The 25,475-nt window shown below is 35.3% G+C and carries 20 protein-coding genes; 2 read left to right on the forward strand and 18 right to left on the reverse strand.

Going from position 1 to position 25,475, the window contains the following annotated elements; genetic code table 11:
• Positions 1-43: 43 nt before the first annotated feature.
• The 9 genes from ACYPZI_RS03415 to ACYPZI_RS03455 all read right to left on the reverse strand — a co-directional run bounded on the left by ACYPZI_RS03415 (position 44) and on the right by ACYPZI_RS03455 (position 12,283).
• On the reverse strand, positions 44-2,167 hold the full coding sequence (locus ACYPZI_RS03415) for a bi-domain-containing oxidoreductase (RefSeq protein ID WP_459598611.1): 2,124 nt from the start codon (positions 2,165-2,167) through the stop codon (positions 44-46).
• A 6-nt stretch (positions 2,168-2,173) separates the two neighbouring features.
• Positions 2,174-3,490: a phenylacetate--CoA ligase family protein gene (locus ACYPZI_RS03420; protein WP_459598613.1), complete on the reverse strand. Its 1,317-nt coding sequence runs from the start codon at positions 3,488-3,490 to the stop codon at positions 2,174-2,176.
• Positions 3,491-3,492: 2 nt separating this feature from the next.
• On the reverse strand, positions 3,493-4,479 hold the full coding sequence (locus ACYPZI_RS03425; RefSeq protein WP_459598615.1) for a hypothetical protein: 987 nt from the start codon (positions 4,477-4,479) through the stop codon (positions 3,493-3,495).
• Between the two features lie 47 nt (positions 4,480-4,526).
• A complete protein-coding gene (locus tag ACYPZI_RS03430) occupies positions 4,527-5,591 on the reverse strand; it encodes a glycosyltransferase family protein (protein WP_459598617.1) in 1,065 nt (354 codons plus the stop codon).
• 35 nt (positions 5,592-5,626) lie between these two features.
• Positions 5,627-6,907 carry a hypothetical protein gene (locus ACYPZI_RS03435; protein ID WP_459598619.1) on the reverse strand — a complete coding sequence of 427 codons (1,281 nt, stop codon included), beginning with the start codon at positions 6,905-6,907 and terminating at the stop codon, positions 5,627-5,629.
• Between the two features lie 9 nt (positions 6,908-6,916).
• Positions 6,917-8,209 carry an oligosaccharide flippase family protein gene (locus ACYPZI_RS03440; protein WP_459598621.1) on the reverse strand — a complete coding sequence of 431 codons (1,293 nt, stop codon included), beginning with the start codon at positions 8,207-8,209 and terminating at the stop codon, positions 6,917-6,919.
• Positions 8,210-8,260: 51 nt separating this feature from the next.
• On the reverse strand, positions 8,261-10,633 hold the full coding sequence (locus ACYPZI_RS03445; protein ID WP_459598623.1) for a GumC family protein: 2,373 nt from the start codon (positions 10,631-10,633) through the stop codon (positions 8,261-8,263).
• 35 nt (positions 10,634-10,668) lie between these two features.
• The gene (locus ACYPZI_RS03450; protein ID WP_459598625.1) at positions 10,669-11,481 is read right to left on the reverse strand and encodes a polysaccharide biosynthesis/export family protein; all 813 of its coding nucleotides are present in this window, start codon (positions 11,479-11,481) and stop codon (positions 10,669-10,671) included.
• A 196-nt stretch (positions 11,482-11,677) separates the two neighbouring features.
• A complete protein-coding gene (locus ACYPZI_RS03455) occupies positions 11,678-12,283 on the reverse strand; it encodes a D-sedoheptulose-7-phosphate isomerase (protein WP_459598627.1) in 606 nt (201 codons plus the stop codon).
• A gap of 130 nt (positions 12,284-12,413) precedes the next feature.
• Here ACYPZI_RS03455 and ACYPZI_RS03460 point away from each other — a divergent pair, with 130 nt between their 5' ends.
• A complete protein-coding gene (locus ACYPZI_RS03460; protein WP_459598629.1) occupies positions 12,414-13,304 on the forward strand; it encodes an HU domain-containing protein in 891 nt (296 codons plus the stop codon).
• Between the two features lie 160 nt (positions 13,305-13,464).
• On the opposite strand, the gene upp is transcribed toward ACYPZI_RS03460, so the two are convergent.
• The 3 genes from upp to ACYPZI_RS03475 form a co-directional block, all read right to left on the reverse strand.
• Positions 13,465-14,121, reverse strand: coding sequence for a uracil phosphoribosyltransferase (gene upp, locus ACYPZI_RS03465; protein ID WP_459598631.1), 657 nt, complete (start codon positions 14,119-14,121; stop codon positions 13,465-13,467).
• Between the two features lie 61 nt (positions 14,122-14,182).
• Complete coding sequence (locus ACYPZI_RS03470) at positions 14,183-14,926, reverse strand: shikimate dehydrogenase family protein (protein WP_459598633.1); 744 nt, start codon at positions 14,924-14,926, stop codon at positions 14,183-14,185.
• 76 nt (positions 14,927-15,002) lie between these two features.
• On the reverse strand, positions 15,003-15,620 hold the full coding sequence (locus ACYPZI_RS03475) for an OmpH/Skp family outer membrane protein (protein ID WP_459598635.1): 618 nt from the start codon (positions 15,618-15,620) through the stop codon (positions 15,003-15,005).
• A gap of 213 nt (positions 15,621-15,833) precedes the next feature.
• Between ACYPZI_RS03475 and ACYPZI_RS03480 the strand changes: the two genes are divergently transcribed.
• Entirely contained in the window at positions 15,834-17,291 is a 1,458-nt protein-coding gene (locus tag ACYPZI_RS03480; RefSeq protein WP_459598637.1) for an aminoacyl-histidine dipeptidase, read from the forward strand.
• Between the two features lie 4 nt (positions 17,292-17,295).
• On the opposite strand, the gene ACYPZI_RS03485 is transcribed toward ACYPZI_RS03480, so the two are convergent.
• The 6 genes from ACYPZI_RS03485 to clpP form a co-directional block, all read right to left on the reverse strand.
• Positions 17,296-17,799 (reverse strand): pyridoxamine 5'-phosphate oxidase family protein, encoded by a 504-nt coding sequence (locus ACYPZI_RS03485; RefSeq protein ID WP_459598639.1) that lies wholly within the window; start codon positions 17,797-17,799, stop codon positions 17,296-17,298.
• A gap of 924 nt (positions 17,800-18,723) precedes the next feature.
• Positions 18,724-20,319, reverse strand: a complete 1,596-nt coding sequence (locus tag ACYPZI_RS03490; protein ID WP_459598641.1) for a S41 family peptidase — start codon at positions 20,317-20,319, stop codon at positions 18,724-18,726.
• Between the two features lie 42 nt (positions 20,320-20,361).
• Positions 20,362-20,823, reverse strand: coding sequence for a pantetheine-phosphate adenylyltransferase (gene coaD / locus ACYPZI_RS03495; RefSeq protein ID WP_459598643.1), 462 nt, complete (start codon positions 20,821-20,823; stop codon positions 20,362-20,364).
• 94 nt (positions 20,824-20,917) lie between these two features.
• The gene (recQ, locus tag ACYPZI_RS03500; protein WP_459598645.1) at positions 20,918-23,113 is read right to left on the reverse strand and encodes a DNA helicase RecQ; all 2,196 of its coding nucleotides are present in this window, start codon (positions 23,111-23,113) and stop codon (positions 20,918-20,920) included.
• 96 nt (positions 23,114-23,209) lie between these two features.
• Positions 23,210-24,448 carry an ATP-dependent Clp protease ATP-binding subunit ClpX gene (clpX, locus tag ACYPZI_RS03505; protein ID WP_459598647.1) on the reverse strand — a complete coding sequence of 413 codons (1,239 nt, stop codon included), beginning with the start codon at positions 24,446-24,448 and terminating at the stop codon, positions 23,210-23,212.
• Between the two features lie 22 nt (positions 24,449-24,470).
• Entirely contained in the window at positions 24,471-25,139 is a 669-nt protein-coding gene (clpP, locus tag ACYPZI_RS03510; RefSeq protein ID WP_459598649.1) for an ATP-dependent Clp endopeptidase proteolytic subunit ClpP, read from the reverse strand.
• Positions 25,140-25,475 lie beyond the last annotated feature (336 nt).

The raw sequence follows: 25,475 nt of genomic DNA on the forward strand, positions 1-25,475 counted from the left end.
TTTACAGTATGAAGAATTAATATAAATTTACTAACCATTCAGCTTATTCAATATTTATCCACTGGCCTGTTTTTAGGCTTTTAATAGCAGCAAATGACGTTTTTGTTGTATTTATTATTTCTTCAAAAGAAATAAGAGGGCTACCTCCCATCTCCAAAAATTTGTTTAAAAGACTAAATTGAGTACTATGTCCTTTATCCATTCGTTTACTCATTTTTGAGAATCCTTTAACACCATAACCTGTGAGTTTTCTCCAATTATCAAGAACTAATACTTTTCCTTGTGAATATGCTTCGATTCGTTCTTTAGCATAGGCTTTACTTCCATTGGCAAAGTAGTTTATAACAGCATTGGATCCATCTTCATATTTTAATAATATTGACGCATTATCTGTATTTTCTTCTGGATTAGTTCCCATGGAATTCATACATACAGCAATTACCTTCGACCCAGTTAAATAAGTACACAAATCAATATAATGGCATGCTTCACCTATTATACGTCCTCCTCCAATTTCTATATCATGTACCCAATTCCCATTAGGTATAGCTCCGGCATTCATTGTTGCTACAATATTTTTAGTTCCGGTTCCTAGTTGTTGTTTCATTTTGCTTGATAAAGGAGAGAATCGTCTGTTGAATCCAACCATAACTGAATATTTACCTTTTAAATCTTCATAGGTGCGGATAATCTCCTGAAGTTGTTCTTCATTTAATGCCAAAGGTTTCTCCACAAATACATGTTTTTTTGATTCAAGAGTTTCTTGTACCATTTTTGCATGCAAGTTGTGTCGAGTTGTAATTATCACTAATCCAACATCTTCATCTTTTAATATTTCTTTATAGTCAGATGTTGCAAAAGCGATACTACCTTTTTTTGCTAGTATTTTTGAGCTTAGGCCACCTGCGCTTGCTATATATTTTACAGGAGCATTGATTTCTTTCAGACAAGGTATTATTGTAGATGATGTAAAATTACCGGCACCGATAATTCCAAAAGCTTTTCCCAATTTATCAAATGTTGCATTCTTTACAACTTTTATAACAGATGTTTTGCTATTCTCATTTGGAAATTTAATAATTGAAGCTATACTTCCAGCCTTTCGCATATTATCATATATCTCAAAATAATTTGCTAAAGGGACCTGTTCAGTGATTAAATCTTGAACTTGGATATTCTTACTTGAAATAGCATTTAACACCGCTTCAAAATTTCTTTTTTCAGTCCAACGAACATATCCTATCGGATAGTCATTCCCTTTTTGTTCATATTCTTCGTCATAACGTCCAGGTCCGTATGAACATGAAACTTGAAAGGTTAATTCCTTTTCATAAAAATCCGAACGCACTATGTCCAACCCTATAACACCTATTAATATAATACGCCCTCTCTTTCTACTCATCTGAGCAGCTTCATGAATTGTTTCATTCGATTTTGTGGAAGCTGTTATTATTATGCCATCGGCGCCAATATCATTGGTAAATTCTTTGACAAATTCTACCGGGTTAGTGCCTTTTGACGGATTTACGGTAATAACACCTTTCAATGCGGCTAAATCAAGTTTTTGTTGATCAAAATCAATTCCGATGACGCGACAACCGTTAGCCATCAATAATTGCGCTGTCATTAATCCTACCAATCCTAGGCCAACTACAACTATCGTTTCGCCTAATTGAGGATTACACAATCTAATACCTTGTAATCCAATAGAACCAATAACGGTGAATGCGGCTTCTTCATCAGATACATTATTTGGTATTTTTGCGACCAGATTCTCTGGTATACATACATACTCTGCATGATTTCCATTTGAAGCCACTCTATCTCCTATTTTGAAACCTGCAACACCCTTCCCTACTTCTATGACTGTTCCGACATTGCAATATCCGAGGGGCAGGGGTTGTCCTAATTTATTAAATACAGCTTCCAATGTAGGCATCAAACCATCTGTCTTGATCTTATTCAGTACGTCTTTTACCCTATCAGGTTCGAGACGGGCTTTTGATAGTAAATTTGCTTTTCCAAATTCGACAAGCATACGTTCTGTGCCTAAAGAGACAAGTGTACAAGTTGTTTTTATCAGTACACAGCCAGCCTTCACTTGTGGTGCCGGTACTTCTTCTAATAGGGTTTCGCCGGTTTTAAGATCCTGTATTATTTGTTTCATTAGTTCTTATATTTTTATTTTTATTTTTCCAGCCTTTGTTTTTATTGGAGATTCTCTGATTTCAAAATCAGCCTCAACATCCAAATTAGATAAATCCATCGCGGATATAAGCTCCTCTTTTGAATAATTATTTTTAGTTGATATATGGAATAAAATTAGGCCATCTGTTTCTTGACTTACCTGAATATAATCTACCATACCAAATATTTTATGGTGGCGGCCAAACACTAATGCCGTTAATGAAATTTCTTTTCCTTTTTTATCCCGGATAAAATCTCCACTTCGCCCTTGTGATATAGAAAAATATTCTACTGATCTATCGTAACATTTCTGATATTCAATTAAATCGCTGGTATTATAGCGGATCAAAGGCATATTATAATTATGAAAAGATGTACCAATCAACTGACCTTCTATATTTTCCGTATATCCATAAGTCAAGAAGGGTTTATAGCGGTTTTCTTTATTTTCATCATAGGCTAATATACACATTTCGCTATGACCATACCAAGATATATAATCTAGCTTCCATTCTTCTGTAATATATTTACTCATATAATCTACAGGGTATTCGGAACCGAGAAAACAACATTGTAGGTTTTTCTTTATTATATCTTTTTCTTCTAAATTACAAAACTCATCCACTTCTTTTAAAAAACCATATACTGCAGATGGATAACCATGTAAAAACTTTATTTTATGTTTTCTGAATAACTCTATCAATTCTCTTTTATATGAATCTACGCTCTTATATGTATTTACGATGAACTCATTATATACCGAATTATAAGCAAAAGAACGATCTCCCAGATTTCTTCCTCTTAAAGTAAGTTTTATATCTGTTGTTCTGTATCCTTTTAGCTTCCATATATAGTGCATATGCGCCCATTCCCGAGCAAAAGCATTTTTATCTACATAAAACTGAAATGGTTCGCCACTCGTTCCTCCTGTATTTAAAAGCATGCCTTTCTTAAATTGGTTAAGGCTATTTCTTATATCGTTTTTTTCAATAATAGGAATTCGGGAAATATCTTCTAATGAATTTATCTCCAAATCAAAAACTCCAGCCTCTTTGTACAATTTTTGGTAAAACAAATAATTTTCTTTGGCGTAATTAAATATTCTTTTGAAATTAGATATAATATAAGCTGTTTTTTGATCATCTGACCATTGATTTGACTCTTGGATCAAATTTTCATATATTTTATAATCTTTCCCTAATCGAAATGAGAATGGAATATACGACATAGCTGCTCCTACTGGATATGGCATATGTTCGATAAGGGATTTTAGAAAGAGCTTATTCATACTATCATTATCCAAAATTAAACAATTAACTTTTTATATAAATTAACTAAAAATGAAGAACCATCATATTTTGAGTCGCTATTTGAACTAGACTTATTATCATTCAATACCTTAATGAATTCATCTTTATTATTAAACTTATAAGTGATTACTTCTTTAGGCCTACTAACAACATCTGAGCAAATTACCTTCTTACCTAAATACAATGCTTCCTTTATCGAAAGAGAATCTCCATCTGTAGTGGTAGCCCTTATCATTATATCTACCTCTTTTAATAATTCAAAATAAGAATGAGGTTGAGATATAAAATAAACGTTTGATGGTATAACACATTTCGATTGAATATATGATTTATAGTTACCAGATGGATCAGATATTAATAAACACCTCTCCTTATCATATTTGAAAATATCTATTAAAAAGGAGATACCATAAACCTCTTGCTTTTTCTTATCAAATATCAAATCAAATGCGTTAGTTGAGCATATTGTTGCATATTTATCACGTAACATATCAAGTAATGAATAGATATCATCAGATAGTTCTTGGATTTTAATTGGTGGAATAAATGACGATATTATCATTGAATTAGTGTTCCATTTTTTAGCAACCAAGAGGCTTTGTTCATTCAAAACAATCGGATAATTAGCAAAAAGAATTGATAAATAGTTAAACAATTTATCAATTCTTTTAAAATTCTTGATATTTCCATGATATGAAATAATAATTTTTTTTAATGTAAAAAAACAGATAATAGATAGAAAAAATCTAACTTTAGGATTACTTACATGCAAATGAATAACTTTATGAGTTATTATAGACTTAAATAGGGTTTTATATTCTTTTTTTATCGACACAAATGAATATGGGAATTCTATTTGTGCCAATATATCTAATAATCTTGATACATGTATTGTAATACCTCCTATAGGAGGTGGAATAGAACCAATAATTAGTATTTTTGTTTTCTTAACATTCATCTTATTTAATAAATAATTATTCATTTTTTAACGATAGATTGTATCTGTAATAAAAACAGAATATAATATTCTTAAATATTTAAGTACTTCAGTGATTGCTGCTCAAAATCAAAATACTTGTGGTAAATAGGGAGAGTATTCGCTATTTTTCTATTCAAAAAAGAATACTTATCAACTAGAAGAGAATTATCGAGAACGATCCCTAAATTATTTTTTATTACCAATTCAGAAAAATGAGGAATTGAATCTGTCATAATAAGATTTATTCCACAAGAAAGATATTCTGCAAATTTTATAGGTGAAGCAACTCTGTTTGTCGGATGATCTTTTCTTATCAAAAAACCATATTCAAAAAGAGATAATACATCTGACAATAGGCTTCTATCTTTTATCTGATAAATTTGCAAATTGTCAATTTTCTCAAGTATCTTCAATACCTTCTCTTTTGCAACTTGCTCATCTGGTGTAATAATATGAAATGTTGCATCAGGAATAAACTCCTGAATTTGACGGAATATAATAAGTATTTCGTCAAAACATTGCCATGCTGATAATCCTCCAATATACACAAATGAATTCCTGATTTTTTTTATATTGGGATTGTATCTAAGTTCAGAAATACAAGGGATAACAATATAGTTCTCAAAATTAAGATTATATTTTTCTTCATAGAAAACCTTCATTGTATCTGATACAAAAATATATTTATCTGCAAATTTCAACGCATATTTTTCAAATAAGCTCAATAATATGAAACGAAATCTATTATTATGCCTCATATAACTTTCTTCTGGCAGAATGCCTTGAACCCAAAAAATTATTTTCTTTCGCAAAAATATTTTTAACAAAATAGATTCCCATACACTTAGTATATCAGGTGTCCATATTAATGGAACGTCTTTATTATTTTTTGAAGCAATTTTCAATAAAGAAAGAGCATTGGTATATTTAAAAATAGAACTCTTCGGATATTGCGTTTTAATAAAATCTAAAGATTCATCATTCTTCGTATAAAATACAGGAATAAGACCTATACTTTTCATTAAATTAATATGTACTTTTAATGCATTCCAGACAGCAAAGTTTATTGGCGATTTTGAATATTTAATATTTACAATTATAAGAATCTTCTTCATAATCAGGATATTTATGGGACATCAATTCATATTTATTAATAACTCATATATTTTGAGCGAATAACCATTACAACCATGTAGCCCAAATGAATATCTAACAAAAACTCATACGCACCTTTTGAACTACCGATAAATCCAGGCGATTCCACTAATCCTCTAATAAGGACAAAGACTAATGGTACATAAATACAAATTCTATCAAACTTATTATTAATTCTACCTACCAATGTCCAATTATAACCGACAAAAACGATATAAATTATAAAGGAAAGTATGCCATAGAAAAGTAGCCAGTTTAATAACATTTGATGGCATCCCCCTGCAGATATATCTAGGGCATTATCACTATAATCAATACCTAATGATGCAGCAAACTTAGAAGAAAATATATACATATCATCATAAAAACTCTCATGAGATATTCCAAATAATATATTATTAGAAATATGGCTAATAGATTTTACCCATAGAATAGATCGACCTGTAGTATATTTATTCAATTCTTCCAAATTCCAAATTCCCAAGACAATAACAATTCCAATAACAATAAAATAAGTAAAATACATTTTCTTTACTGATATAGCGTGTGTCTTTTTTTTCCAAAATAAATAAAATAAAATTGTTCCGATAAAGGACAATACTAATGTAAAAATTAAGGAATATAAGAGACATAGGAAAATAGCTATTATAATAGCTATTTTATATATAAGATTTAATTTCAAAATATATTTAAAAGACATAAAAAAAGTGAGAACAATAAGAGCAGGATATACTATACTGTAATCTGATCCAAGCATAGCCTCACGTCCCCTTTTTATATAGATAAAATCTTCAATGCTACCTGAAAAATATGAGAAATCAATAGAAAATGTAGAAAAATAAATAAAAAAGTGTAGCAAATTGAATATGAAAAGAAGGAGTATCATTCTTTGATATGTAGCCTCTTTCACATTTGATATTATTTTGATAAGACTCCAAATATATAAAAAATGTATAGTATATATTATAATTAATTCTATAATTGAAGGAAAATCAAATCCATTAATGATAGTTGGTAATAACATTGATAACCATAGGAAAAAAAGCAATCTTATATAGGTTCTAATTTCACTAAATTGGGTAAGCCTTAAATTATTTTTAACAATAAAAAAAGATATACTTATAGTTATAATCTGTATTATTCTAAATAATATTGAATGAAAACTTAAACTGCAAGCTAAAGTCGAAAGAAGCAACAGATTCAGACCCAAAAGAAGCTGGCATAATCTTGAGTTAACCCCCTTATTATAGTTTTTTATTTTAACAATATCTCCCATCTATATACTTCATTTATATTTCAATAGTTTCCTTAAATAGAATATTTGTAAAACAACAAAAAAAGAATAACTTATTAAAATTGCCAACGCTAAACCTGATGCGCCCCATCCTTTTGAAAGAAAAACATAAGTTAATATAATTACAGACAACGCCCATATCAAATTAAAACTCAATCCGATCCACATTTTTGCTTTACTTGCTATTGCTTGACCTACAACTGTGGTTAGCGTTGTGAAAATAGTAGAAGCAGCAAGTAATATTAATGGAATTGTATTTGTATATTGCTCTCCATATGTAGATAATATATACTTTGCAAAAAAAGATATAATTATAGCAAGGAAAAGAGCTATAAGAAAATTAATAATAAGATTAGCTTTTAATATCTTAACATATTTATCATAGGCTCTTCCCCCATCTAAATTAGAGAGCATGGGTAAAACAATTCTGGATAATGCTGCCGGAATAAATAGAATTATACCTCTCCATTGGTCTGCGACATCGAAATCAGCTGAGATATGAAAACCGCTAGTTTTTACTAGCAAAGTCCTTATATACCAAAATACGGGGACAACCAATATCGAAGATAGTGCCGCAGGAACACTAAATTTCCATAGAACCGAAAAGTCCGAATTTGTTAGTCGAGAAAGACTATAGCTAATATTAAATTGTTTTAAGTTTTTTCTAATAGATATAAAGTTTAATAAATATAATATTCCAAAACTGATTCCCGATCCGAATATCGCTCCTCTGACTCCCTCATAATATGCGCCTACACATAAAAGAGTACCTTCAAAGATTCCTGCTATTAAGGTATTTATTGCAATAGATTTAAAATTTTCAAATCCTGCAAGAGTTCCTGCTTGAGCCCCATTAATTGAACTAAATAATAATAATAGCCCTCCATATCGAATCTCTGTGATAAGATTTGGGGCGTTTAATAAATTATTTGCTATATAAGGGGCTAGAATGACTACTATAATTAGCATAAAGAAACCAAGGACTAATGCGAATGCGTTAGAAAGTATATAAATACTTCCAGCTTTATCGGGATCACTTTCTCTATATTGGGATATATACTTTGTAGCGGTTAACCCTAATCCCATTGAGGCAAATATTACAAAAGTGTTAATGGTTGATCTAATAATGCCGAGTTCACCATATTCTTCTTTTCCCAATATACGAGCTACGATAATTCCTGCAATCAGAATTATAAATTTAGCGCTAGCAGTACCAACAAAAGACCAAAATACACCTTTTATAAGCCTTCTCGCAATAGATGAGTTTTTTATCTTGTGTAGCATTGTATATTGTTGCGTTTGAAATGCAAATAATTAGACTCTCAGAGAAAAATACTATTTCCCTTCTCCATACCCATACGTATATCCATATCCATAACGTCCATGACGGCCTTTATTTTTTGTCATTTCCACCCCGTTAATCACAAGATACATATTTGGAAGTTTGTTATCTCGATGTACTTCATTTACGAATGTGATAGCATTTTTCGGTGTTACATTTTCCCTTGTTACATACACTGTTGTATTTGCATATGAACTAATAAGGAATGTATCCGAAACAACCCCTATAGGAGCAGAGTCTATTATTATTATATCATATAAAGTCCTTGCTTCATCAATAAGTTTTTTTAACAACGGCTTCATTAGTAGTTCGTTTGGATTCGGAGGAATTACCCCGGCCTGTAATATGTCCAGATTTGGGAAATTTTTGGTTTGATGCAACATAGTCTTCCAATCCTGCACACTGCCTGATAAATACGATGTTAATCCGGTACTTTTAGGAAAATTCATATCTACCGCAAGCTTCGGATTTCGAATATCCATACCGAGTAGTAATATTTTCTTGTCGGATAAAGCAAAGGATGCAGCAAGGTTGATACTTACAAATGTTTTCCCTTCCCCGGGAATGGTAGAAGTTACTAATATTATTTTCTTTTCGGGTTCATCCAGCACAAATTGGACATTATTTCTTAATGTTCTGAATAGTTCTACGATCGGAGTTGTTCTATTGTCTCTAACAACAATGGTTTCGGCCTCCTCTTTTTTCATTATCTCTCCGATGACAGTAATGCTTGAGAGTTTTTCTAATTCTTCCCGGCTGGTAATATTTAATTGGAGAAGGTCTTTTATGTATATAACGATAATAGGAACTATTATTCCAATCAAGAAAGCAGTTAAGAAAATTATATTTTTCTTGGGAGATACGGGGTAATCAGGAATAACAGGATCAGTAATAACTTTTGCCTTATCCGAGGTTGAAGCCATCGTTATACTGGTTTCTTCCCGAACTTGCATAAGGTATAAATACAGGGCCTGTTTTACCTGCTGTTGGCGTGTTACCTCCAGTAGGCCTCGTTCTTGAGTCGGTACAGATTTTATTTTGGATGATATTTGATTAGCTTGTTTCTCAGACTCGGATTTTGAAATCCCCAAAGCATTTTTCACGTTGTTAATAGCCGCTAGTATACTCTGCCGGGTACTTATTAGTTCGGCTAAAGCCCGTTCTCTTGCCGGATTGTTTTCGCTTGCGCTCCTTTCCAGCCTTTGATAGACTAATAGAGATTCATTGTATTTTGTTATAACTTCAGCTAGTCCGAGGTCGGTTATTCCTAATGTCGGAATTAACTTGTAGTCGTTGTTGGGTTTATGCACAAAATTTTCGATGAGTTCTACTGTTTTTAACTGAGTCACTGTCTCAATACGTTTTTGTTCGACGGTGGCAGTTTGTTCTACAAACATTTTCGCTTCGGTACTTAGATCTGTTATTCCTTGCTCTTTTTTAAAGTTAACAACTTGATCTTCAATTCCACTTAATTCAACGGAAATACTGTCTAATCGTTCATTTATAAAATTAGATGTATTTACAGCCATTTCATTGTTTTCTTGAACGTTGTTTGCATTATATATTTTCGCAACTTCGTTCAATATATCAATTCCTTTAGATACATTCAATACATCTAAACTTATTGCTAATACAGATGAACTTTTAGTTGTAGAGCGTACTTGTATTTGTTCCGCCAAATCGTAAGCAACACGTTGGGCATTGTTTATTTGTACATAATACGTTTCATTTAACTTTTCTTTATTCGCTTCGGGACGTTGAGTAATATACAGCCTGCCTAGCTCGGAGGGTAGGTTTATAAAGCCAGGCAACTTCTCCAATTTTCCTTCTATCGTTACTTCTTCTTTTTTTATAATATATTTTCCTTCTATGGCTATACCTTTTTCTCCTAAATTATTTATAGAAAATTTAATATAACCGTTTAGATCATCGGGTTTAATATCTTCCAGCCTTACATAATAAGGGCAATTCTTATATGTTTCGGTATCACGGAATATTCCACTTTCAAAATAAGAAGTCTGAAGCTCAAGGGCTAATACTATCTGCTTCATAAGATTTGGGGAAGAGAATACGGCAATTTCATTATCGATGTTGTTCGTTGTACTCAATAATCCTAATTCCTCTAAACTTCCCAGCGGACTGTTTTTTTGAGGCCCGCTTCCTTTGTTTTCTTTTAATAAGACAGATGTTGAAATACTAAACTTTCGATCCGTCCTGAGATATACGACAGACCCTAATATTAAAAATATTATTACGGACAAGACAAACCACTTCCAATAACGAAGATATTTGAATACAATTTCTCTTAAGTCAATTTCCTCAGTGTTCTCTATATTATTAACGCTGTCTGTGGAGAATTTATTCATTTCGTGATATATTTATATTTCTCAATATATATTATTTAGCGCGTGATAATGGAAATCACAGATATTAAAACCGAAAGTCCTGATAGAGCTAGAGACTCAAGTGTACCAAAAGAGGAGTTGTTTCCTTTAGCTTTGTTGGGCGATACGATTATCTTATCATTTTGTTGTAAATAATAAATATCAGGATCTAATAAGATGCTTTTATCTTGCAAGTCTATTTGCCTTACATTGAGCTCCCCGTTGGCTGCCTCTCTGATTAGTCGTATTTTTCTGTCTCCATATATGGTTAAGTCTCCGGCAGAGGCCAGTGCGTCGAATAGTGTCATTTGTTCATTTACTGAAGTGTAAGTTCCCGGTTTGGCAACCTCTCCTAAAACAGAAATTTTGTAATTTAAAAAACGTATATTTATGATTGGATTTTCTTTGAGGTATTCTGGATAAATAAGAGTGTGAATCTTATTTTCAGCTTCACTTTTTTTCAATCCCCCTATTTTAATCCGTCCAATAATAGGGAAGTTTATATATCCATTATTATCTACAATGTAGTTCTGTAGACTACCATAACCTCCGGAAGCAGAAGAAACTCTTGTCTGAATAACGTCCGTTGCTTCTTGAGGTACTATTGGCAGATTAAAATCCCTTGACGCTGCATTTGTAGGAGTGTTAACTGTGATGCTTAAAATATCTTTCGGCATAATGACAGCTTCGTAGTTCTTAGCTGCTTTAACAAACTCTTCTGTTGTTATTGTTTCGGCCTCTGTTATATATGGGAGTTTTTTGTATGCCGTACATGAATTTAGTAAAATAGGAATAAGTAGTATAAAATATTTATTAAGCAAAAATTTCATTGTTTTTTGATTTAATATTTTGACTATGTTTCTCATATATTTTTTTTGCAAGCCTGAATATTGTATACTTATGTATCTATCTATGCGTTAGGTGTTTGCGATTTCTGTTATTGAACATACTAACGCCATTATTTTTATGTGCTACAAATGTAGCTATTTTTTTGGCTTAAAACAAACTTTACTCAATTTTCCTTAATTAAAGGTTTGTGCTGCCTTTTACTTTTCCGAATAGTACATCTTCTACAATACAACAGATTATATGTCCTACAAGGATGTGTGCTTCTTGTATCCTGGGCGTTGTTTTAGACGGAATTCTTATACATATGTCACATAAGCCGGATACTTTTCCACCAGACTCTCCGGTCAAAATTATAGATTTGATATTTTTCTCTTTGCAAGAGTATAAGGCTTGAATAATATTTTCGGAATTACCTGATGTAGTAATTCCAATAAATACATCACCTTCCCGGCCTTGTGCTTGTACCTGACGGGCAAAAAGCTTGTCAAAGCCATAATCATTTCCTATCGCAGTAATGATGGAGGTGTCAGTAGACAGGGAAATCGATGGTATTCCCGGGCGGTCAAAATAAAAACGACTGACAAATTCTCCTGCAATATGCTGGGCGTCGGCGGCGCTTCCTCCATTGCCGGCAATTAATGTTTTTGCATTCAGTTTGTATGCATCTACTACCATTAACGCAGCGTCATATATAGATTTTAATATCTCAGGATTTGAGAGAATAGCCTCTTTTACCGATATTGAATCTTGGATATGTGTGATGATTGTTTCTTTTATATTCATTTATTTTTTTATTTTTACTCAAAAATATACTTTTATGTCGGAATAGCTATTATTTATAGCTGTTAAAAACTTTTGAATAAGATTTTGAGTTTATTATTTTAAATATGTTGCATATATTTACCTTTGTGTTATGAAGAATGATGTATTTAAATATTTAGAATATTCGCTTTTTGTCCATAACTATGTTATAATACCCGGTTTAGGAGGATTTATTGTAAATTTAGATTCTGCATATACAGGTATAAGTATAGAATCACCAAAGTTTAAAATAGCATTCAATCCTGAATTAAATCATGATGATGGGGTTTTGGTTTCTTATATAGTTAAAGACGAAAAAATATCCTATAGCGCTGCATCCCAAAGAATAAAAGATTTTGTTAAAGATCTAAAACGTGATTTACAGAATGATATTGTTGTAAGCTTTGGTTTGGGACGGATATTTTTAGATAAAGAGAGAAATATTTCTTTTGCGGAGAATCAGTCAATAGTTTACCCTCTTTTTTATGGACTTACATCAGTCAAATTACAATATCTGACAGATATTAGAGATGCTTCTGTTAAAGAAACTAAGTCTGTATTGTTAAGAAACATAATGGGGGGAGTCGCGGCCGTTGCTGCTGCTGTTTTCCTGTTTGCAATCCCTTCTATAGATATATCGAATAAGGGAAATGTCCAAGAGGTCGGCTTTATTCATACATTGACAAATTCGTTGTCCTTAAGTACGAAATCGGATAGTAGCTTATTAGATATAAAAGAAGAGGTACAGTTAGAGAATAAAATCTTTACAAGAACATATTATGTAGTTGTAGGAGGGGCGGACTCTAAACCGCAAGCAGAACATTTACTGGAAAAAGTTCAATCCTCAGGATTTAATGAGGCAGCTATAGTTCAGTCAGAAGAGAGGTATAGGATCTATATAGCCTCGTTTACGGATAAAGTTGAAGGAGAATCTTTTTTGGAGACTTTCAGAAAAGAGAATCCGAAATATGAATCAGCCTGGTTGTATTCAAAACGAAATTAGTAAAAAAGAGAGAGGGTGTGTCAAAAGATAAAATCCCCATCATTACGAATTACGAAGTAATCGGCGGAGCCAACAGGAGTGAAGTAATCCAGAACATTGATTATTAATTAATGGATTGCTTCGGTCTATCGCCCTACCAATGACGTGTCAAAGACTTTTTTTACTCTTTTTCTCCATAGGCGAGATCGCCTGCATCCCCTAATCCCGGAATGATATATGCACTCTCATTTAGCTCAGGGTCTATCGCTGCGGCCCAGATAGTTGTTTTATCTTTCGGGAAATTTTCCGCGCAATATTTTATGGCTTGCTTACTTGCTATTATTGTTGCAATATGGATATGGCTGGGCTCTCCTTTAGTCAACAGGGCCTGATAAGATAAATCCATACTTCCTCCGGTTGCCAACATAGGATCGGTAAGGATAAGAACTTTATTATCTATTCTGGGTGAAGCTATATATTCGATATGGACATGGAAACTTTGATGGTTCTCCCTGTATTTGCGATATGCCGAGACAAATGCATTCTCAGCCCTGTCGTAAAAATGCAGGAAACCTTGATGAAAAGCAAGCCCTGCCCGTAATATAGTGGCTATTACAATAGGGTCCGTCGGTACATTTGTAATTGATGTTCCTAAAGGGGTTTGCGTTTCTATGGGAAAATAGTTTAGGGTCTTGCTTACTTCATAAGCCATAATTTCACCTATACGCTCAATGTTCTTTCTGAAACGCATACTGTCTTTTTGTATTTCGACATCGCGCAATTCACTTACAAAACGGTTAAGGATAGTGTTCTGCTCTGAAAGATTAATAATTTTCATTTTAGTATTTTAATCTAAAGTTATAGGTTTGCTTTCAATATGTATTTCTTGAATGTTGAAATCATTCGTTCCAGATTTTCCATGCCGCGCGAGCCTGTAACTCGAGCATTTCGGCCCCGTTCTTTATTGTCGCTCCTTGTTGTTTCCCTAATTGTAAAAACGTACTTTCGGCAGGGTTGTATACCAGATCGTATAATACATGATTGTTCGATAATAAATGGTAAGGAATATTCGGAGCATCCTCTACATTCGGGAAAGTTCCTAAAGGGGAAGTATTTACTATAACTTTGTGGTTGTTGATAATATCTTGGTCTATTTCTAAATACGAGAGTTGTTCCGCCTTCGGTGTTCGTGATACAAAAACTGACTCTATTCCAAGAGCTTTCAATCCATTAAAGACTGCTTTAGATGCGCCTCCTGTACCTAATATCAAAGCTTTTTGGTGGATATCTTTGTTTATTAACGGGGAAATGGAACTCTGAAATCCGATAATGTCGGAATTATATCCGATTAATTTTGTCTTTCCATTTTCACGCGATATTTTTATAACGTTTACAGCTCCTATTGCCTGAGCGCGCGGGTCGATTCCGTCAAGGAAAGGAATTATTTGCTGTTTATACGGGAGAGTGACATTTAGTCCTCTAAGGCTAGGGTGGGATCGTATTATATCAGGAAATAAAGATATATTTTCTATCTCAAAGTTGAGATAAACGGCGTAGATCTCCTCTTTTGTAAACTTTTCTGTGAAAAAGGCTCTCGAAAAGGAATGTTTGAGCGGATACCCTATTAGTCCATATGTGTCCATAACTGACCGGTTGATAATATTGCAAAAAAATAGGATAACCCAAGTAAGTGGCTACCCTATTCATTTTTTTAGATTGTTATTTAGATACCTGTGGTTTATACCTGGTATTTAATAGACTTATTATTTTTGTTGTAATATCATAATTATCTTTTGCTAATAGCACGTTATCCAGACCGGCGTTGCTAAAGATAATTTGATAATTAGCTGTTTTATTATATTCTTTCAGACATAGACGTACAGAATCCGCTATTTGCCCGTTCATCTTTTGTTGCTCTCTTGCATATTCTTCCTGATACCTTTGGGCAAGAGCATGAAGATCAGCCTCTAGTTGTTGGATTCGTAATTGTTCTTGCTGTCCACGCTCTGGACTCAAAAAAGCGTTGTTTTGTGCTTTTTTCTGAAAATCAGCAATTTCTGCTTCCAGTTGTCTCTGTCTTCTTGTTATTTCTGCATTCGAGCTATTATACTTTTTCATTAAAGCTTCGTTTGCATCTTTTGCTAAGTTGTAGTTCAGATAGATAGAATCTACGTTAATGTATGCCAAAGGCAATATTACAGAATCTCCTTCGGCAAATTTGAGAGGAGATGTAGTTTCCTCTGCTCCGCTTTTCTTGTTTGATGTAAAAAACAAAATGAAAAGAACAATAATCGCTACGGCAAACACGCCATTAATAATGTAAGAAACATTCTTCATTTATATGTATCCATTTTAGTTAATCTCCTCGATGATGCAATAATAAGTACCCTTATTCTTGAATGACTTGGCAAAGATATATCTTTATGTTAAAACAATACCCTATTTAAACCTTTAAAAGATGTAAAAAAATTGCTTTTTAAGCTTTCTATCCATAATTTTATAAGTCATTAGATAAAAAATAATATAAATATATCATTAAAAACTGAATGTATGACTATAAAAGACTTAAAACCAGCTGGAATTTGGAGTTATTTTCATGAAATCACCCAAATTCCGCGTCCGTCGAAGAAAGAAGAGAAAATAATTGCTTACCTGCTGGATTTTGCGAAAAAGCATAATCTGGAGGTAAAAAAGGATGACGCGGGAAACGTTCTGATTATTAAATCGGCAACAAAGGGGATGGAAAATCTGTCGACAGTCATACTGCAAGGTCATGTGGATATGGTCTGCGAAAAAAACAGCGGTACTGTGCATGATTTTGAGAATGACCCTATTGAAACTTATGTTGACGGAGACTGGCTGAAAGCCAAAGGTACTACCTTGGGCGCCGATAATGGTATGGGAGTCGCTGCCGCGCTTACAATACTGGCTTCTGATACTATTGAGCACGGTAAACTGGAATGCTTGTTTACGGTAGATGAAGAGACCGGTTTGACCGGCGCTTATGCCTTAGGGCAGAATTTTCTGAAGGGAGATATCCTTATCAATCTGGATACCGAAGAGGAAGGTGAAATATATATAGGATGCGCCGGAGGTAAGACGACAACGGCAACATTTACATATAAAAAAGAGCCTGTTCCTGCGAATTACTTTTGGTTTAAAGTACAGGTGAAAGGTCTGAACGGGGGACATTCGGGATCGGAAATACATAAAGGATTGGGCAATGCCAATAAAATACTCAATAGATACTTATGGGAACTTAGCCGGAAACATAAGCTCTCTTTAGCCGAAATAGATGGTGGAAATTTGCATAATGCTATTGCCAGAGAGGCATATGCTATTGCCGGAGTTCCGTATGGCGATAAAGAAAAAGTGATAGTAGCGCTTAATACTTTAGCTCCACTGATTGAGGCGGAGTTGAAGGCTGTTGATCCGAACCTGAAAATGACAGTAGGATCGACAGATGCTCCTGCTTTCGTTATCGATGGAGCTACTACAGTAAATTTGCTAAACAGTATCTATGCCTGTCCTCATGGAGTATTGGGCATGAGTTTCGAGATTCCTGATCTGGTAGAAACTTCTACGAATCTGGCATCCGTCAAAATGAAAGACAATGATACTGTCGTTATAATTACGAGTCAACGAAGCTCTACCAACTCATTGAAAGATGATGCCGCCAACATGGTGAACGCGGTATTCTCTATGGCTCAGGCTGAAGTGAAACATTCTGCCGGTTATCCGGGATGGAGGCCAAATCCCGAATCTAAGATACTAGCTGTAGCAAAAGAATCTTATAGAAAGCTGTCGGGAAAAGAGGCAGAGATTATGGCTATACATGCCGGACTTGAATGTGGTTTGTTTTTGGAAAAGTATCCTCATTTGGATATGATTTCCTGCGGCCCTACAATAAGGAATGCTCATTCGCCGGAAGAACAGATAAATATCCCTTCTGTTGAAAAATGGTGGGATTTCTTATTGGATATATTGAAAAATATCCCTGCTAAATAACGGACTAAAATTCTCGTTGGTCCTTGTAATTGCGAGAGTTGGGATGAGGAACACCAAATACTTTGGTAGTAATGCTTTCGATCTCAACTTTCCAGATACGGACATTATTCACAGCAGGATTCGAATATGTAAAGGCTCTGTCGGTATATTGTTTCATCATAATATCCAGAGCTTTTACTTTTTCATCGAAGTCTTCCTCAAAAACAACTTGTCCGCGACAAACTACACTACTCCCCCTCATCCTGTAGCTGCATGCCACTTCTTTATTTTGATATGTAAGTGCTGTGTCTGCACAGAAGGTGATACATACGTTAGGGTTCTTTTCTAAAGATGAGATGCTTCGCCCTTCCTGAGCCGAATGGAGATAAACCGTATCGTTGTGATAACCGAAATTCATTGGAATTACATACGGTAAGTTATCGACGTCGATCATAGCTACATAGCAGATCTTATTTTTTGAAATGATCTCGTCAACCAAATGTCGCTCCTCAATTGAGATTGTCATCATAAGTGTAAAAGTCGTTTTGTATTCAGGGCAAAGATAATGAAAAAAGAGACGTGCATCAGTAAACAGTAGTCAGTAGTTAGTAGTTAGTAGTCAGTAAACAGTCGGCCTTTTCGTCATTGCGAACGGAGTGAAGCAATCCAGAGTATTGATTATTAATGGATTGCTTCGGGTAAACCCTCGCAATGACGTGCAACAGTCAACAGCCAACAACTCGTATCTCGTATCTCGTCTACTCGTAACTTTTTCCAAAAAGTAACAAGCTCCACAGTCAGTAGTCAACAGTAAACAGTCGGTCTTTTCGTCATTGCGAACGGAGTGAAGCAATCCAGAGTATTGATTATTAATGGATTGCTTCGGGTAAACCCTCGCAATGACGTGCGACAGTCAGCAGTCAACAACTTGTATCTCGTATCTCGTCTACTCGTATCTTTTTAACTAAAAAGTAACAAACTTCTACAGTAAACAGTAGTCAGTAGTTAGTAGTCAGTAGTTAGTAGTTAGTAAACAGTCGGTCTTTTCGTCATTGCGAACGGAGTGAAGCAATCCAGAGTATTGATTATTAATGGATTGCTTCGGGTAAACCCTCGCAATGACGTGCAACAGTCAACAGCCAACAACTCGTATCTCGTCTACTCGTATCTTTTTAACTAAAAAGTAACAAACTCCACACTCAATTAGCCATTAGCTGTTAGCTTATAGCCTTTGCCGCTTCGCGCCATTGTTGACTGTTGACTGTTACTGTCGCTTCGCGCCATTTTCAAATTTTAACTACACTTCGTTCCGTTGAACGTTGTTTCAAATTCGCTAATTTTCTCATTTGCTAATTCGCTAATTTTCAAATTACCAAATTACCACTATCTATAGATAAAACTAACGCCGGACAATATTTCGCTTCACTCCAATTCGTTTTTAATTACAATAGCTTTATTTTCCTTTCAGGAGACTATGGTATAGTTTGTCGTCTTTAATAATTTCATAAGCCTTGTTCAATATTTCATTGTCTTTATTATAGACTTTTACAGAAGTTTCCGTATCATACACGTCTCTGGCAATATACGCTTTTAGTTGGGTTTTCAGTATATTTTTAGACTTATTGAAACCCACATCATCATATTCTATTTTTTCTTTTTCTCCTGCGGCTATCAGTTTGTTTAATAGCGCATCGGGTATTTCATAGTTTTTATAAAAATCGTTTGCAGAAGGATATTTGGCTAATAATTCTTCTCTGGATTGATCTACTTCGCTATATGCTATTTTGGGTACAATGCCTTTATCCCAAAGCGCCCCGTAATATTTAGAATAGAAAGCAGTATCTATCGGAACGAAATAATCCGGCATAATACCACCGCCTCCATAAACAATACGCTCATTCATAAGGGTTCTGTATTTCAGGGAATCAGGAAAGTGTACACTGTCTTCATGCATCAATTCTCCATGCCTGTATCTTACAGCTATATCCATAGCATAGGTGTTTGCATCTCCCTTTGTATACGGCTTTTGTATCGAGCGCCCGGAAGGGGTAAAATAGCGGGCAACCGTGAGTCTTATCATAGATTCGTCGGGAAGAGGAATGGGTCTTTGTACCAGTCCTTTGCCAAAGCTCCTTCGCCCGATAATGACCCCACGATCCCAGTCTTGTACTGCTCCCGATAATATTTCACTTGCCGAAGCCGAACCTTCATCTATAAGAATAGCCAGTTTTCCTTTTTCGAATACGCCCTTGTTTGTGGATAATTCATCTCTTCTAGGCTGTGTATTGCCTTCAGTATAAACGATGAGCTTGCCTTTATCTAAAAAGTCATCGGCAAGATCGATAGCAGGAGCCATGTAACCTCCACCATTTTGGCGTAAATCGAGAATCAGGTTTTCCATTCCTTGTTGTTTCAATTTCTGAACCGCATCCCTAAATTCACTTGTTGTAGTCGCTCCAAAACGTATAGGCCGTATATAGCCTGTGTTTTTATCCATCATATACGCGGCATCGATACTATAGATTGGTATTTTCGCCCGCGTTATTTTGAAGTCTACTAAATCGGGAACACCTTTACGTAAGACGCTTACGGTTACGTTGGTGCCTTTAGGTCCTTTCAAACGGGACATAACATCTTTTGTCGACATCTTTACTCCTGCGATCAGGGTGCCGTCCACGTATAAGATTTTGTCCCCGGCCCTCAATCCGATTTTTTCAGACGGACCTCCTGCCAAAGCTTCGATAACATACAATGTATCTGTCATCATGTTGAAAGAGATTCCTATGCCGTCGAAGTTACCTTCCAACGGTTCGTTCATCTCTTTTACTTCATCGGCGCTAATGTATGTAGAGTGGGGGTCTAACTTTTCAAGTAAGGATTTTACGGCATCCTCAGCCAGCTTGGCGTCATCTACTTTGTCCACATAAAGATTCTCTATGACAGCCATTGCAGTCGCCATTTTTTTAGAACCTTCACTCATCCTGAACTGGGCAAAAGTGGTAGTAAACACAGTAAATAAAAGTATAGCCGACAGGAAAATACGTTTCATATGAAAATAATTTATTGCACTAAGGGCGTGTATACTATATAATTAAATATTTAGATTCATACCTTCCGGTATAAATTGACTAACGTCGTGATCGAATTTCAGCAATTCGCGTACTATAGTAGAACTAACGTGGGTGAGTTCCGGTTCAGTGAATAGAATAAAAGTTTCTACTCCTGATATTTTCCGGTTCGTGTCGGCGATTGTCTTTTCATATTCAAAGTCATTTACCGAACGAATGCCACGGACTATAAAGTTTGCACCGTTGTCTTTTGCGAAATCAACGGTCAGGCGATTATATGAAGCTACTATTATACGATGATCGTCTTTATATAAAGACCGTATCATTTCGATACGTTTTTCCAGAGGGAAATAGCTTTTTTTCGCATCATTCACACCAATAGCAATAACGATCTCATCTACTAACTTGAGAGATCGTTTTACTAAAGAGTGGTGTCCTATTGTGAAAGGATCGAATGTTCCCGGAAAAATAGCTTTTCTTTTCATACGATAATTTTGTTTTTAATGGCGGTATGGAAACTCACATGACAAAATTATCATATACTTTGGTGAATTGCTATTCATGCTCGTTTTCATTTTATTAATTAGCCATATCGGATATGAATTTTATCCGTACAAGCCGTATTTCATCTTCTGAATATTCACCGAGTTCTTCGATAGCCTCCTCAAGATCGTCAGATTCTGCTTCTTTGAAATATAAGAATATATCGTCTATGTGGTCTTCGTCTATCACCTCTTTGAGGAAGTAGTCGATATTTATTTTTGTGCCCGAATATACGATGGCTTCTACCTCGCTAAGTAATTCGTTAAACTCTATCCCTTTCGATTCGGCCAAGTCGTCCAATGCTACTTTGCGATCTATTGCCTGCACAATAGCTACCTTCAGTTTCGATTTATTAGCAACAGTCCTGACACGTAAATCCTCCGGACGCTCTATTTCGTTTTCCTCGACATGTTTCTTTATTATATCGAGAAATTCTGCTCCGTATCGTTTGGCTTTTCCTGCTCCTACTCCGGGTATGTTTTGCAACTCGTCCATTGTAATAGGATAAATAGTTGCCATCGCTTCTAACGAAGGATCCTGGAATATAACATAAGGCGGAACATTATGTTTTTTTGCCATCTTTTTGCGCAGGTCTTTCATTATAGAGAATAAGACCGGATCGACAGCTGAGCCGCCACCTCCACCTTTTACTGCGGTATCATCCATACTGTCATCCTCATCCATATCCTCTTCTTCAGCAGTCGATATCTTGAAAGACACAGGCTTTTTCAGAAAATCCTTTCCTTTTTTTGTTATTTTGAGCAATCCGTAATTCTCGATGTCTTTGTCAAAATAACCGGCTATTAAAGCTTGACGTATAACAGCATTCCATGTTTCTTCATCAGAGTCGTCTCCCGAACCGAACACTTCCAGCTCCTGATGGCTGTATGTTTCTATTTCGGCAGTTTCTTTACCTCTAATCACATTGATCACATAATCTGTTTTAAATTTTTCTTTTAATGCAACTACAGCCTCAAGCGCTGTTAATAATAATTCTTTAGCTTCCACTTGTCTTTTAGGGTTTACACAATTGTCACAATTCCCACAATTTTTCTCTTTGTACTCTTCTCCAAAGTAGTGAAGAAGTACTTTTTTTCTACATAAAGCAGTCTCGGCGTATGCAGCGGTTTCAAGAAGGAGTTGTTTTCCTATTTCTTGCTCTGCAACAGGCTTTCCCTGCATAAATTTTTCTAATTTCTGTAAATCTTTGAATGAATAAAACGCGATACACTTTCCCTCTCCTCCATCACGTCCGGCACGTCCGGTTTCCTGATAATAGCCTTCCAGGCTTTTCGGTATATCATAGTGGATTACGTACCTTACATCCGGTTTATCTATACCCATTCCAAAGGCGATTGTCGCGACAATAACATCCACTTGTTCCATCAGGAAGGCATCCTGATTGGTAGAACGTGTATTTGCATCCAGCCCGGCGTGGTATGGTAGGGCGTTTATGTCGTTTGTTTGCAATATTTCGGCGAACTCTTCGACCTTTTTCCGGCTTAAACAATATATAATCCCGGACTTGTGCCCTTGCGATTTTATATATTTAATGATGTCTTTGTCTACTTTGTCTGTCTTTGAGCGCACCTCATAAAACAGATTCTCACGATTGAACGATGCTTTAAAAACGTCAGCATCCGTCATACCCAGATTTTTTTGTATATCAAGCTGTACTTTTGGCGTTGCCGTCGCTGTCAGGGCAATTATCGGATGTTTGCCTATCTCGTTTACTATTGGACGTATGCGTCTGTATTCGGGACGGAAATCGTGTCCCCATTCTGAAATACAATGGGCTTCGTCGATGGCGTAAAAAGATATTTTGATTTGGCGCAGAAAATCAATGTTTTCTTCTTTGGTCAGGGATTCGGGTGCCACATACAGCAACTTTGTCTTGCCGGATAATATGTCGTTTTTTACTTGTTCAATCGCTGATTTGTTGAGCGATGAATTTATGAAATGAGCGACGCCGTCTTCCTCGCTAAAATTGCGCATCGCGTCCACTTGATTTTTCATCAGGGCGATCAGCGGCGATATGATAACGGCGGTACCATCCATCAATAATGCCGGTAGTTGATAGCAAAGCGACTTTCCTCCACCTGTAGGCATCAACACAAAAGAATCGTTCCCATCCAATAGATTTTGGATGATGGCCTTTTGATTTCCTTTGAAATTATCAAAACCAAAATGCTTTTTTAACGCGTGCGTAAGTATATCATCTCTGTCTGGCATATTTATACAAAAATAGGCTATTACATATTTACGAAGATAAAGTCCTAAATTTAAATCTCCAACTTAAAATAGGCTATTTTTTGTGAAAAAGCAAACTTATTGTGAATTTTTGAGTTTAATCAACTGAGAACTCTCTAATTGTTCAACTGCATACTCTTTATTAACATGCAGTTCAGCCTGTTTAGAGGAAGGAATGTTGAACATTGCATCCATCATAATTGTCTCTACAATAGACCGTAGTCCCCGGGCGCCTAACTTGTATTCAATGGCTTTGTCCACTATGTATTCATATACTTCATCATCGAATGTAAGAGTTACATCATCCATTTTAAATAGTTTGACATATTGTCTTATTATCGAATTCTTAGGCTCTGTCAGTATTCTCCGGAGTGCGCTTCTGTCAAGTGTGTCCAGATAAGTCAGTATTGGCAGACGGCCTATAATTTCAGGAATCAAGCCATATGATTTCAAATCCTGAGGCGCTACATATTGTAATAAATTATCACGGTCTACCTTAGCATTGTCTTTGGAAGATGCATAGCCTACCACCATCGTATTTAAGCGCTGGGCTATTTTACGTTCAATACCGTCGAAGGCTCCGCCGCAGACAAACAATATGTTTTTTGTGTCTACTGCTATCATTTTCTGGTCAGGATGTTTACGGCCTCCTTGAGGAGGAACGTTGACAACCGAACCTTCCAATAGTTTCAATAAACCTTGCTGTACACCTTCTCCGCTGACATCTCTCGTTATAGATGGATTGTCGCTTTTTCGTGCGATTTTATCGATCTCGTCAATAAATACAATGCCTCGTTCGGCAGCCGCGACATCGTAGTCAGATGCTTGAAGAAGGCGGGTAAGGATACTTTCAATGTCTTCGCCTACATATCCTGCTTCTGTTAGTACAGTGGCGTCTACAATGGCAAAGGGAACATGTAGTAGTTTTGCGATCGTCCGGGCCAGCAGTGTTTTTCCCGTTCCGGTAGGCCCTACTAATATAATGTTGGATTTTTCAATTTCAATATCATCGTCTTTTTCCTGCAACAACCGTTTGTAATGATTATATACAGCTACAGATAGATAGCGTTTAGCATTATCTTGTCCAATGATGTACCCATCGAGATACTCTTTTATTTGTTTGGGTTCCGGAAGTTTGGATTTGTCGATACCATGAGACGAATTTTTTTTAGCTCCCAAACTCTCTTGTATAATTAGGTGCGCTTGCTCGGCACAGCTGTCGCAAATATCTGCCGATACACCCGAAATGAGCATGTTTACTTCTTTTTCGTTTCGCCCGCAAAAACTGCAAAAGCTACCACTTACTTTCTTTGCCATTTATCGCTTTAGAGGTGAATGATTATTTATTTTTTACTAATACATCGTCTACCATGCCATAGTCTTTAGCTTCGGCAGAGGTCATCCAATAGTCACGGTCAGAATCTTTTTCAACTCTGTCGAAAGGTTGACCCGAATGGTCTGAAATAATAGTATAAAGTTCTTTTTTTATTTTGCCTATTTCCCGTGCGGTGATTTCTATGTCAGAGGCTTGTCCTTGAGCTCCGCCAAGAGGTTGGTGTATCATCACCCGTGAATGTTTTAAGGCAAAGCGCTTCCCTTTTTCTCCTGCGACAAGTAATACCGCAGCCATAGATGCAGCAATACCTGTACAGATAGTAGATACATTGCTGTTTATAAACTGCATAGTGTCATATATGCCATAGCCGGCATATACAGAACCGCCGGGAGAGTTTATATAAATAGATATATCTTTCCCTGAATCAGCAGAGTCGAGGTATAGTAATTGCGCCTGAATAACGTTTGCTGTGTAATCGTCGATTTGTGTGCCGAGAAAAATAATCCGGTCCATCATCAGACGGGAGAATACGTCCATTTGTGCAACATTTAGTTGACGCTCTTCAATGATGGTCGGTGATATATAACTACTGGTTATATCTACATATTTATCTAGAGCCAATCCATTCAAACCTAAATGCTTTGTAGCATATTTTTTAAAATCATTGTTCATAATTTTCTCCTTTTAATTAATAAAGTGCTGTTTATTCATCTAAACAATTATCATGCCAGTGATTACTGACATAAAAAAGAGGCTTTACAGCCTCAATTACTAAAACAAAGTTATAACAAAAAAATTGAAAGACTAATAAATTATAAGTTAACTTTATTACAAAAAGAAATGAAAAGCTTTACTCCTATTATCCTCCTGTTTATTTTCGCCGTATTTACTGCTTTGGATTGTTCTAATTTATGATAAAGCAATCATGATAGCTTGTATTAATTAAAAAAGAAACAGAAAACGAACTGCGTTTTCTGTTTCCAATACTATAGAATATGTTTCTTTTTA

The sequence above is a fragment of the Dysgonomonas reticulitermitis genome, from assembly GCF_054601275.1.

What these genes read in the sequence shown, in the direction of transcription:
- ACYPZI_RS03415 (WP_459598611.1), bottom strand. Translation starts at nt 2,167, where the DNA reads ATGAAACAAATAATACAGGATCTTAAAACCGGCGAAACCCTATTAGAA.
- ACYPZI_RS03425 (WP_459598615.1), bottom strand. Translation starts at nt 4,479, where the DNA reads ATGAATAATTATTTATTAAATAAGATGAATGTTAAGAAAACAAAAATA.
- ACYPZI_RS03430 (WP_459598617.1), bottom strand. Translation starts at nt 5,591, where the DNA reads ATGAAGAAGATTCTTATAATTGTAAATATTAAATATTCAAAATCGCCA.
- ACYPZI_RS03435 (WP_459598619.1), bottom strand. Translation starts at nt 6,907, where the DNA reads ATGGGAGATATTGTTAAAATAAAAAACTATAATAAGGGGGTTAACTCA.
- ACYPZI_RS03440 (WP_459598621.1), bottom strand. Translation starts at nt 8,209, where the DNA reads ATGCTACACAAGATAAAAAACTCATCTATTGCGAGAAGGCTTATAAAA.
- ACYPZI_RS03445 (WP_459598623.1), bottom strand. Translation starts at nt 10,633, where the DNA reads ATGAATAAATTCTCCACAGACAGCGTTAATAATATAGAGAACACTGAG.
- ACYPZI_RS03450 (WP_459598625.1), bottom strand. Translation starts at nt 11,481, where the DNA reads ATGAAATTTTTGCTTAATAAATATTTTATACTACTTATTCCTATTTTA.
- ACYPZI_RS03455 (WP_459598627.1), bottom strand. Translation starts at nt 12,283, where the DNA reads ATGAATATAAAAGAAACAATCATCACACATATCCAAGATTCAATATCG.
- ACYPZI_RS03460 (WP_459598629.1), top strand. Translation starts at nt 12,414, where the DNA reads ATGAAGAATGATGTATTTAAATATTTAGAATATTCGCTTTTTGTCCAT.
- upp (WP_459598631.1), bottom strand. Translation starts at nt 14,121, where the DNA reads ATGAAAATTATTAATCTTTCAGAGCAGAACACTATCCTTAACCGTTTT.
- ACYPZI_RS03470 (WP_459598633.1), bottom strand. Translation starts at nt 14,926, where the DNA reads ATGGACACATATGGACTAATAGGGTATCCGCTCAAACATTCCTTTTCG.
- ACYPZI_RS03475 (WP_459598635.1), bottom strand. Translation starts at nt 15,620, where the DNA reads ATGAAGAATGTTTCTTACATTATTAATGGCGTGTTTGCCGTAGCGATT.
- ACYPZI_RS03480 (WP_459598637.1), top strand. Translation starts at nt 15,834, where the DNA reads ATGACTATAAAAGACTTAAAACCAGCTGGAATTTGGAGTTATTTTCAT.
- ACYPZI_RS03485 (WP_459598639.1), bottom strand. Translation starts at nt 17,799, where the DNA reads ATGATGACAATCTCAATTGAGGAGCGACATTTGGTTGACGAGATCATT.
- ACYPZI_RS03490 (WP_459598641.1), bottom strand. Translation starts at nt 20,319, where the DNA reads ATGAAACGTATTTTCCTGTCGGCTATACTTTTATTTACTGTGTTTACT.
- coaD (WP_459598643.1), bottom strand. Translation starts at nt 20,823, where the DNA reads ATGAAAAGAAAAGCTATTTTTCCGGGAACATTCGATCCTTTCACAATA.
- recQ (WP_459598645.1), bottom strand. Translation starts at nt 23,113, where the DNA reads ATGCCAGACAGAGATGATATACTTACGCACGCGTTAAAAAAGCATTTT.
- clpX (WP_459598647.1), bottom strand. Translation starts at nt 24,448, where the DNA reads ATGGCAAAGAAAGTAAGTGGTAGCTTTTGCAGTTTTTGCGGGCGAAAC.
- clpP (WP_459598649.1), bottom strand. Translation starts at nt 25,139, where the DNA reads ATGAACAATGATTTTAAAAAATATGCTACAAAGCATTTAGGTTTGAAT.